The sequence below is a fragment of the Carboxylicivirga sp. genome (assembly GCF_982718395.1).
Genome location: NZ_CEXQWX010000049.1, coordinates 1 through 9,253 on the forward strand (window position 1 = coordinate 1; position 9,253 = coordinate 9,253).

At 36.3% G+C, this 9,253-nt stretch carries 8 protein-coding genes and 1 tRNA gene; 8 read left to right on the top strand and 1 reads right to left on the bottom strand.

The features are described from left to right. Positions 1-364: 364 nt before the first annotated feature. The 5 genes from AC4MRQ_RS11015 to AC4MRQ_RS11035 all read left to right on the top strand — a co-directional run bounded on the left by AC4MRQ_RS11015 (position 365) and on the right by AC4MRQ_RS11035 (position 5,565). Entirely contained in the window at positions 365-739 is a 375-nt protein-coding gene (locus AC4MRQ_RS11015) for a transcriptional repressor (RefSeq protein WP_491197730.1), read from the top strand. Between the two features lie 614 nt (positions 740-1,353). Next, on the top strand, positions 1,354-3,732 hold the full coding sequence (locus AC4MRQ_RS11020; protein WP_491197731.1) for a TonB-dependent receptor: 2,379 nt from the start codon (positions 1,354-1,356) through the stop codon (positions 3,730-3,732). A 36-nt stretch (positions 3,733-3,768) separates the two neighbouring features. Then, positions 3,769-4,224 (top strand): DUF4625 domain-containing protein, encoded by a 456-nt coding sequence (locus AC4MRQ_RS11025; RefSeq protein WP_491197732.1) that lies wholly within the window; start codon positions 3,769-3,771, stop codon positions 4,222-4,224. Between the two features lie 229 nt (positions 4,225-4,453). Then, positions 4,454-4,939 (top strand): DUF4625 domain-containing protein, encoded by a 486-nt coding sequence (locus AC4MRQ_RS11030; RefSeq protein ID WP_491197733.1) that lies wholly within the window; start codon positions 4,454-4,456, stop codon positions 4,937-4,939. A gap of 209 nt (positions 4,940-5,148) precedes the next feature. Next, positions 5,149-5,565 carry a Fur family transcriptional regulator gene (locus tag AC4MRQ_RS11035; protein WP_491197734.1) on the top strand — a complete coding sequence of 139 codons (417 nt, stop codon included), beginning with the start codon at positions 5,149-5,151 and terminating at the stop codon, positions 5,563-5,565. A gap of 87 nt (positions 5,566-5,652) precedes the next feature. Here AC4MRQ_RS11035 and xerD read toward each other — a convergent pair whose 3' ends face one another. After that, the gene (gene xerD / locus AC4MRQ_RS11040; RefSeq protein WP_491197735.1) at positions 5,653-6,552 is read right to left on the bottom strand and encodes a site-specific tyrosine recombinase XerD; all 900 of its coding nucleotides are present in this window, start codon (positions 6,550-6,552) and stop codon (positions 5,653-5,655) included. Positions 6,553-6,744: 192 nt separating this feature from the next. Here xerD and aroQ point away from each other — a divergent pair, with 192 nt between their 5' ends. From aroQ to AC4MRQ_RS11055, 3 genes are all read left to right on the top strand, one after another. Beyond that, a complete protein-coding gene (aroQ, locus tag AC4MRQ_RS11045) occupies positions 6,745-7,164 on the top strand; it encodes a type II 3-dehydroquinate dehydratase (protein ID WP_491197736.1) in 420 nt (139 codons plus the stop codon). Between the two features lie 106 nt (positions 7,165-7,270). Further along, positions 7,271-8,695, top strand: a complete 1,425-nt coding sequence (pyk, locus tag AC4MRQ_RS11050) for a pyruvate kinase (protein WP_491197737.1) — start codon at positions 7,271-7,273, stop codon at positions 8,693-8,695. Between the two features lie 391 nt (positions 8,696-9,086). After that, positions 9,087-9,160, top strand: a tRNA-Asp gene (locus AC4MRQ_RS11055). The last annotated feature ends 93 nt before the right edge of the window (positions 9,161-9,253 follow it).

Consider the following 9,253-nt stretch of genomic DNA (forward strand, 5'->3'; position numbering starts at 1 on the left):
GACGATGGTGTAAGGTTCGCGCTCATCAGGAACCGACTTAAAGAATTCGTTATCCATCCAATACTTATACCACTTGTCTTCGGTAGCAGACGGGTTGTACTTGCTTGCAATTTCCATAATTGTAATTGTCTTTCTTCTGTTTTTACATTTTCATCAATAGCTACTTGCTAATGATGTGATTATATAAGTCTGCAAAAGTAAGAAAAAACAATCTTAAAAATATAGTTCACTTAGAAGTATTAACTAGCAAGTATTCTTTATTGAGTAATATTGGATTTGCCTGTTATTTCAGCTGGATTTCCTTATGGAAGAATTTTTTTTTCTACATTTGCAACATTGTTGCACTTGCGTTGTTTCTACTTTTATGAAATCTGTAGATATACTGAGAGGTCATAATTTAAAGCGAAGTAATAGTCGCGAAAGTATAATAGACGTTATAGAGACTGTTGGTCAGGCTCTATCCGAAACTGAGATCAGGAAGAGGCTAACGGACGAAAATGACCGCTCAACCTTTTACAGTTCGTTTAAAACACTGCATCAGTACAATATTATCCACAAAATAGTAGTAGATAACAAAGTCGTAAAACATGCTCATTTCTACTGTCAGGAATGTCAGTCGGTAAAATGCATGGACAATATATCTGTACAAAACTATAACTTGCCACAAGGGTATACTAACAGCGAAACAGTGCTGCTAATTAAAAGTCCCTGTTGTGAATGCAAAAATCAAGATGCATAGTGATTAAATTTAAATCATATATCGCCCCTCTTTTGTTGTGCTTGTTTGTATTCCCAATCTTGTTTCAGTCACTGCATGTTTTGTTGCACCATTCAGGTGACAAAAATGTTCATCATCATTGCTGTTCGCATGAAACGTGTCAGGTATTGATCAAGCACAAACAAAATGATGGTATCAGCCTAACAAAAGGCGAAGATAAGTGTGCAATCTGTGATTATCATTTTGTGACAAAGAATTTAGTTGATATAACTGTAGTAGTAGGGGCAATTCCCCTCATTAAGTGCAATTATGAAACGATTACCAAACAACAAAAATACCATTCAGCTTTAAGCAATAAATCTTCCAGGGCACCTCCAGTACATATTCTTTAAGCTATTATTTTATGATTATCCATCTCTAATCAGGTTATGAAATATGGAGAACAAAGGTGTGTTATGCATTTGCAATTACGCCAACAAATCCTTGCGTAAATTACGCAAAGATTTTGGTATGTAGTTGTTGATCTTAAACAGATTCAATAGCCATATATGATGTTGGGTATTCATGTTTATAATTTTCAGGTTTTACATTTCAATGTGCGTAACATGATTCGATTTTTCATGCTACTTATCTGCATGAGTATTATACAAGTCAGCCTGTACAGCCAGACTGGCTATCAATTAAGTGGCAGCATCAGCACTGAAAACAAGAGCCCCTTAACCGGAGCTGTTATCTACCTGTATCCAATTGAAAAAGCTTCAATAACGGATGCCTTTGGTAACTTCAGTTTTCATAATCTGCCTGCCGGACATTATAAAATTGAAGTGTCCTTTATTGGCTACAAAACCTTAAGCGATACCATTACGATTAATGGTCACCAAAGCTACACGGCACAACTAAAGGTTTCATCACTTAGCCTGCAGGAAGTGGTGGTAAAGGATAATTATGCGGAACAACGCAAAAAGGAAGAGTCACTGAATATTGAAATAGTTAATGAAGAATACCTGAAAAAGAATTTAGGCGGCAGCCTGATGAATTCCCTGGAACGCTTACCAGGTGTTAGTACCATTGATATCGGTTCAGGTCAGTCCAAACCTGTTATTCGTGGTTTGGGATTTAACCGTGTAGTTGTTGTTGAGAATAATATCAAACATGAAGCTCAACAGTGGGGAGCTGATCATGGCTTGGAGATTGACCAGTTTGCAGTTGAAAACATTGAGGTTATTAAAGGACCTGCTTCATTGAAGTATGGTAGCGATGCCATAGGTGGCATTATTAATATTAAAAACAACAAAATACCTGCACCAAACACCTTTCAAGGAAATGTAGACATTATAGGTAAATCAAATAATGCTTTAGTGGGCTCTTCCCTTTCATTAACGGGAAGAAAAAATTGGTTGTATGCAGGCGTAAGGGCAACCGTTTTAAGTTATGGCGATTACCGTGTACCGGCTGATACCGTGGTTATCTTCCCTGATTCCTATTCGTACAAGGTAGGCTTGCACAAAAGACAAATGCGAAATACTGCCGGATACGAACACAATTACCACGGTACAATTGGAATTGTAAAAGATAATTTTCAAAGCAGAATACTTGCCAGCCAAACCAATAGCAAAGGCGGTTTTTTTGCAAATGCACATGGATTAGAGCCCCGTGAGGTGGATTCTGAAGTCCACGACAAATCATCAAGGGATATTCTACTCCCGCATTATGAGGTCAGTCATTTAAAAATATTGAATAAGACCCAATGGCGAAAAAACGATTTGCAAATTGAATTTGACGGAGGTTTTCAACGTAATTTCAGGCAGGAATGGAGCCAATACACCCAACATGGTTACATGCCTCCGGTTTTTCCAGATACTTTACCCTTTCCCTCTGAGTTAGAACGTGAGTTTAAAAAAGATTACTATTCGGCCAACCTGAATATCAGGTATGCCATTAATGATCAGTTTTCATTAACAGCGGGATTTAATAGTGATTATCACAATAATGAAATCAGCGGCAGAGGATTTATTATTCCAAGCTATCAGCGCACTAGCCTTGGTGGATATATTGTGTTAAAATATGCCTTATCCAATGTTTCATCAGTACAAGCTGGTGGCCGATACGATTATGGCCATGTATCCATCCATCAATATAACGACTGGTTTTTATCGCCTGTTGTTGAAGAGAATGATACTACTTACCATTATTTGAAAAGAGCCAGTGCAACAGAACGAAATTTCTCAAACTTCAGCTGGTCAATAGGCTATAACTACAATCCTTCAAACTGGATATTAAAGTTCAATGCCGGGAAAAGTTTTCGTATGCCTACTGCACAGGAGCTGGCAGCCAATGGTATTAATTACCACTATTTCCGTTACGAAGTGGGCGATGCAGATTTATCACCTGAAACATCTTGGCAATTGGATGCGGGAGTTGAATATTCTAAACCACTCTTTGCCATTGGTGCAAGCCCTTTTTTGAATTATTTCTCTAATTATATTTACCTCAATCCCACCAGTGAATTCAATCAAGGCTACCAGGTTTTTTATTACACGCAAAGCCGAGTGCTTAGGTATGGTGGTGAGATACATGCCCATTACCAGTTGCTTAAATCCTTAACACTGGGCATTATCGGAGAGTATGTTTATTCGCTTCAATTATCAGGAGCAAAGGAGGGGTTTACACTGCCATTCTCACCTCCTCCATCGGCAATTATCAACCTAAAATATCAGAAAAATAAATTAGGATTTGCAGAAAATCCCTACTTCTCGGTTGATTATCGGCTAACAGCCGCCCAAAACGACATTGTTCCTCCTGAAGATCCAACGCCAGGTTACACGCTTGTAAATATAGGATTTGGTGGAGATGTCAAACTGAAAAATCAGAAACTTTCGGTGAATATGCAGGTCCAAAACCTTTTAAACACGGCCTATCTAAACCATACCAGTTATTACAAACTAATGAGCATTCCTGAACAGGGACGAAATATTGTATTGAATATATCCATTCCATTCGGAACACAATTATAAAGAACAATAATAATTAACCATTTAAAGTTTAAAATGATGAAAGCAAAAATTTTATTTACAACTCTATTATCTGTCGGTTTGTTGTTTACTGCATGCGACAATGATGATGATGCACCGGCTAAGCCAGTAGTTGAAATTCACGAATTAGGTGATGGTCATCACCATGATGAAATTCAAGTTAAAACACATGATGATGATCATAATACTGCTGTAATTGGCGAAGACTTGCACATTGATGCTGAGATTACAGCGGAAGGAAAGATTGCAAAAATTATAGTTGAGCTACATTCAGAAACAACTGATGACGAACTTGAAGTTGAGTTTGAAGGTAAATATGTAGGAACTAAGAATGCTGAATTTCATGAGCATGTTGAGATTCCTGGAGATTTTAGTGCTGGTGAGTACCACTTTCACCTTGAAGTTATTGACATGGAAGGCCAAACTGGAAGCGATGAAGCTCACATAGATTTATTGGAGCAACCAACGAAATAATACGGTAATTAACCTTTCACTCAAAAGTGATCTATTGATTTTGAAGATTAATTGTATTGTCCGGCCGGTATGATAGTAACTGGCCGGATATTAATTACATTTGGTAATGCAACGAACATGTAAAACTTAATCATCTAACTTACAAACAGGAGGATGAATAAATTTTCTTGAGTGTTCCATCCTGCTTTGGGGGGACAAGTTACGACCATTGAAAGAAAATTATAAACATATGAAAATAAAAAGCATAATCATTTTCGCTGCTATCATAGTACTCTTTTCCTGTGATAACAAGACCGATATAGACACCGAAAAGCCGGTGATTCATACAGACTATATTCATGCTTTCCCTTCCTTTTGTGATACCATCTATTTTGGTGAAACATTTAATTTTAGGGCATTATTCAGTGATAATGAAGAGCTTGGTGCTTACAGCATTGATATACACCATAATTTCGACCATCATTCACATGGTCATAATATAGAAGAATGTGAGCTGTCGCCTAAAAAGCAACCAGTCAATCCATATGTTTATCTGGAAGATTACCAAATCCCTTCAGGAGAGAAGGAGTACGAAGCATACTTACCCATTTCAATCCCATCGCAAAATGGAGAAGGCTTATTTGATGAAGGCGATTATCACTTTCAAATTTACTTGACGGATAAAGAAGGATGGTCAACACCATTGGGTTTGAGTATAAAAATGTTACATCGGTAGAATTTGTTTTATTATCAAGCAATCGTTTTACAATACTTTGGTATCTATCTTACAAAAATCAATTAGATTAAGCAGCTGTATGTCTTAAAGTAAAAACATCTATTACCGAAACAAGATTTTAAGTTATTATCTGAACCCTGTTGTATAATTTGACCAGTAAACTCTGAGTACTATTTTTAAATATTGGTAATTAGAATATTTTTGCATTTATGAATGACCTGGAAGACATTAAGAATTATTTACGAGAACGAAAATTAAAAGCTACTCCTATCCGGGTTGAGCTATTGAAGCTTTTATCAGATAATGGTTCAGCCCTTCCATATTCAGATATACAAAAGCATTTGAAGAGTTTTGATAGAGTAACACTTTATCGAACGATCAACGCATTAATAGATAGTGGAATTGTTCATAAAGCATACACAACAGGTGATGAAATTTATTATGCATTATGTAGTCAGGGATGTTCAATGCACTGTCACAACCATGAACATATTCATTTTAAATGCAGCAAATGTAATGAAGTGTCCTGCCTTCACATTGACCAGGCGATAAAGATCTCTATTCCTGAATATGAAATTAATGAAGTATCGGTTGAGGTTAGTGGCGTTTGTAAGAAATGCCGATAAAGAATTCTATTGTTTTCATTTATAGTTATTTGAAAAAAAAGAGCGCAATCAAATTTTGATTGCGCTCTTTTTAGTTTTTGACTAATCCTATGATCTTGGATGGAACTGGATTAAAGTATTTTTCAAATATTCTTTATCGAGATGCGTATAAATCTCAGTTGTAATAATTGATTCGTGTCCTAACATCTCCTGAACAGCTCTTAAGTTGGCTCCGCCATCGATTAAGTGTGTTGCAAAAGAATGTCTGAAAGTATGAGGACTGATATTCTTCTCAAATCCTAACTTCAGAGTAAGGTTTTTAATGATAGTGAAGATCATTACACGAGATAACTTACGACCGCGACGGTTTAAGAATAAAATATCCTCATCCTCTTTGTTGATTTTAAGAGTACGACGATATTCACTTAAGTACAAATTAATTTCTTTTATCGCTTTGGAGCTGATTGGCACTAATCTTTCTTTGTTACCTTTCCCTTCAATTTTAATAAAACCAGACTCAAAGAAAAGATTTGAAATTTTTAATTCGATAAGCTCAGAAACACGTAAGCCGCAGCTGTAAAGAGTTTCAAGAATTGCTTTGTTACGCTGACCTTCTGATTTTCTTAAGTCAACAGAATTAATGATTGCGTCAATTTCTTCCACAGATAAAATATCCGGAAGCTTACGACCAATTTTTGGCGATTCAAGTAATGCAGTAGGATCTTTTTCTACTTTTTCTTCAATTAATAAAAACTTGTAAAAAGACTTAATACCACTGATTACTCTGGCTTGAGTTCTTGGGCTGATACCTCTTTCGCCAATCCATTCCATCATGTCTTTCAGATCAGCTAGAATAATGTCCTCAGGACCTTTGTCAATATTCTTTTCCTCAAGAAAAGTAACTAACTTCGTTAGATCTGTAATGTAGGCATGAATAGAATTTTCAGATAATCCTTTTTCAATTTTCAAATAGTTTCTGAATTCTTTAATTTCTGATTCCCAATTCATAATTAAAATTTTTAAAATGTTTCCCGATTATTTTACATCAGTAAAAATAAAAATTGATCTGATAACGAGCAAGAAAAGTCTAAAAAAATTTAAGATAATGTTTATTTTTCCTATTAATTCCTAAAAAAGAGCCCTTGTTTTTTTATTCCAACAAACTATCGTAATTTTGCAGCGAAAAATAGAAATCGGCAGATGAACTTGTTAATAGTTAATGGACCTAACCTAAATTTATTAGGAAAACGAGAAACTTCCATTTATGGAAGCGAATCATTTGAGGATTATTTTAACAAGCTTGTTGAAGAGTACAAGGCTGATGATCTGATGTATTATCAGTCTAACAGCGAAGGTGATATAATAGATAAGCTTCATGAAGAAGGTTATAGGGTAGATGGAGTTATACTAAATGCCGGGGCTTATACACACACCTCTTTGGCTATTGCCGATGCCATATCAGCTATTGAAAGTCCGGTAATTGAAGTTCACATTAGTAACGTGCATAAGCGCGAAGAATTCAGGCATAAATCATTTTTATCAGCCGTTTGTAAAGGTGTGATTGCAGGTTTTGGTTTTGATTCTTATCGTTTAGCCATTGAAGCTTTAAAAAGGTCGTAAAATATTTCAGGAAGAAAAATAAGTAGAAAAATATCTGAATAAAGTTGGGGAAGAACTTTGTTTGGAAATATATTAATTGTTGCATACCACCAAGAAAAATTTAATTATGAAGAAGTTTACCAAAATTGTTGCTACAATTTCGGATCGCAGTTGTGATGTTGATTTTCTTAAAAAGCTTTACAAGGCTGGAATGAATGTGGTTCGTCTTAATACGGCGCATCAGGATTTTGAAGGAGTTCTTAAGGTTATTACCAACGTTAGAGCTGTATCGGATAAGATAGCTATTTTGATTGATACCAAAGGACCAGAGATCAGAACAACCAAATGTGAGGATGATATCGTACTTACCACCGGTGATATATTAAAGGTAAAAGGCGATATAGATAGCATGTCTTCTAAAGAATGTATTTGCGTTAGCTATCAGGATTTTGTTAAGGATATGCCTGTTGGTGGTCAAATCCTGATTGATGATGGTGAAGTAGCTATGGAGGTGACTTCTAAAGAAGATGATCATCTGCTTTGTAAAGTGTTGAATGATGGTGTTGTTGGAAGTCGCAAAAGTGTAAACGTTCCTGGCGTTCGTATTAACCTGCCATCCGTTACAGAAAAAGATCGCAACTTTATTAAGTTCGCCGCTCAAAATAATATTGATTTTGTAGCGCATTCTTTTGTTCGAAATAAAGAAGATGTACTGGAAGTGCAGCAAATCCTGAATGAAATGGAAAGCCCGATGAAGATTGTTGCTAAGATTGAGAACGAGGAGGGAGTTGCAAATCTGGATGAGATCTTAGAGCATGTTCATGGAGTGATGGTTGCCAGGGGAGATCTTGGTATTGAAATACCTCAAGAGAAGATTCCTGGTATCCAACGACGAATGATTCGTAAGTGTGTTGAGGCAAAGAAGCCTGTAATTGTTGCGACACAAATGTTGCACACTATGATCAAGAATCCTCGCCCAACGCGAGCAGAGGTAACTGACGTTGCTAACGCTATCTATTATCGTACTGATGCCATCATGCTTAGTGGCGAAACGGCTTATGGCAATTACCCGGTTGAAGCAGTTAAAACTATGGCTAAAATTGCTAAAGAAGTAGAAGCTTCAAAAGATAGCCGTTATGATATACCTGTTCTTAGCGACAAAAATGATATTACTTCTTATTTAGCAGATACAGCTGTTAGAGCAAGTAAAAATCTGGATATTAAAGCAGTATTAACTGATAGTTTAACGGGTAAAACAGCAAGGTATTTGGCAGCATTTAGAGGTGCTTGTCCTGTTTATGCTTTATGTTACAATTCAAACGTAGGACGTCAGCTTGCCTTGTCATACGGTGTCGTTCCTCGCTTAATGGAAGATGGTAGCTCCAAAAAGGAGATTTTAAAGAAAACACTTAAAAAACTACTTAAGAAAGATGTGCTTGTAGAAGACGATTTAGTGGCTTATTTAGGAGGTAGTTTCGGAATTGGTGGTGGAACAACCTACCTGGAAGTAATTACTGTTAAAGCATTGCTGAAAAAGGTTGATAAAGAGTAGTTAGCTATACGACGAATATAATTGGGGGTGTTATCGCGAGGTGACACCCTTTGTATTTATATGCGCTGGTTATATAAAATTAGTTTACTTGATAAGGTGGTTCAAAGATTATATATGCTTTAATATCTCTCGATTTTATTAGATTCTTAGTGGAACCAAAAAATAACGAAAAAAAGTTTCTTTCTTAATCGTCTGATACCAAATGATGAAAGTAATAAGTTTGAATTAAATTAAATATCTATTGAAAAAATATATTGGATAAATAAAAAGAAGCTTTATCTTTGCATCGCTTTCAGAAACAGGGATACTACCTGAGCCGGTATGAATAAAGGAAAGCAGCGATTTTAAAAGTGAAATTGTAATTTAAAATTTACTGAAATGAATCTAAACTGGTCTGGTAGTTCAGCTGGTTAGAATGCCGGCCTGTCACGCCGGAGGTCGCGGGTTCGAGTCCCGTCCAGACCGCTTGTTTAGTTTCGCTAGATATACTGAAGTGTAAAACTGGTCTGGTAGTTCAGCTGGTTAGAATGCCGGCCTGTCACGCCGGAGGTCGCGGGT

Bases quoted from the DNA above. Each gene is read 5' to 3' on its own strand.
- pyk (WP_491197737.1), top strand. From the start codon at position 7,271: ATGAAGAAGTTTACCAAAATTGTTGCTACAATTTCGGATCGCAGTTGT.
- AC4MRQ_RS11020 (WP_491197731.1), top strand. From the start codon at position 1,354: ATGAGTATTATACAAGTCAGCCTGTACAGCCAGACTGGCTATCAATTA.
- aroQ (WP_491197736.1), top strand. From the start codon at position 6,745: ATGAACTTGTTAATAGTTAATGGACCTAACCTAAATTTATTAGGAAAA.
- xerD (WP_491197735.1), bottom strand. From the start codon at position 6,552: ATGAATTGGGAATCAGAAATTAAAGAATTCAGAAACTATTTGAAAATT.
- AC4MRQ_RS11030 (WP_491197733.1), top strand. From the start codon at position 4,454: ATGAAAATAAAAAGCATAATCATTTTCGCTGCTATCATAGTACTCTTT.
- AC4MRQ_RS11025 (WP_491197732.1), top strand. From the start codon at position 3,769: ATGAAAGCAAAAATTTTATTTACAACTCTATTATCTGTCGGTTTGTTG.
- AC4MRQ_RS11035 (WP_491197734.1), top strand. From the start codon at position 5,149: ATGAATGACCTGGAAGACATTAAGAATTATTTACGAGAACGAAAATTA.
- AC4MRQ_RS11015 (WP_491197730.1), top strand. From the start codon at position 365: ATGAAATCTGTAGATATACTGAGAGGTCATAATTTAAAGCGAAGTAAT.